At 45.1% G+C, this 557-nt stretch carries 1 pseudogene; it reads left to right on the top strand.

Annotation, left to right across the window (positions count from 1 at the left end):
* Positions 1 to 557 (top strand): annotated as a pseudogene (locus R7P64_RS24515) (hypothetical protein); the annotation flags it as partial.

Below are 557 nucleotides of genomic sequence, written 5' to 3'. Positions count from 1 at the left end.
CCGGCTGGTCAGGGACATCGGCAAACCTTATTGCTGGAAGATTCGGAAGATACTTTAGGCAAAATATTGTTAATCCGACTTCTGAAAAGACCCATCTTATAGCAGAAAATGATGGGAGTTTCTTTAGCAATCTGGGCGAAAAGATTGTTGTAGGCGGTTGGATTAATCCTACCACCTATTCGGTCGGCCAGACATATATACCCATATTCAATACCCGCCAAGGACCTGGTCAGCCAATTTTTTATGTTTCACTTTATCAAGGAAGACTTAGGCTGATGTTGTATAACTCCTCCGGCACACTAATCTACGACCAGAGTGAAACAGCTACCATTACCTTGAAAAACGGCGGCTGGTATTTTATCGCCTCCATCATTGAAGTAAGCAACAAAAAGGTACAGAACATCATATGTGATCGCAGCGACGAGGCAACCTGGGTGTCGCCTGTGCGTTCCTTTTCGGGAGAGCTGAATCGGGAATGTATAGCAGACATTATTATGGGGATGCATGCAAATACCTACTACTATGCCGGAGGCTTCGACGACTGGTTTCTGGAAACG

Origin of the sequence: Vibrio sp. 2304 (genome assembly GCF_033339475.1) — a bacterium.
Lineage (GTDB): Bacteria > Pseudomonadota > Gammaproteobacteria > Enterobacterales > Vibrionaceae > Vibrio > Vibrio alginolyticus.
The sequence above is the reverse complement of the archived record's forward strand: the minus strand, read 5'-3'. Positions and strand labels throughout refer to the sequence as shown.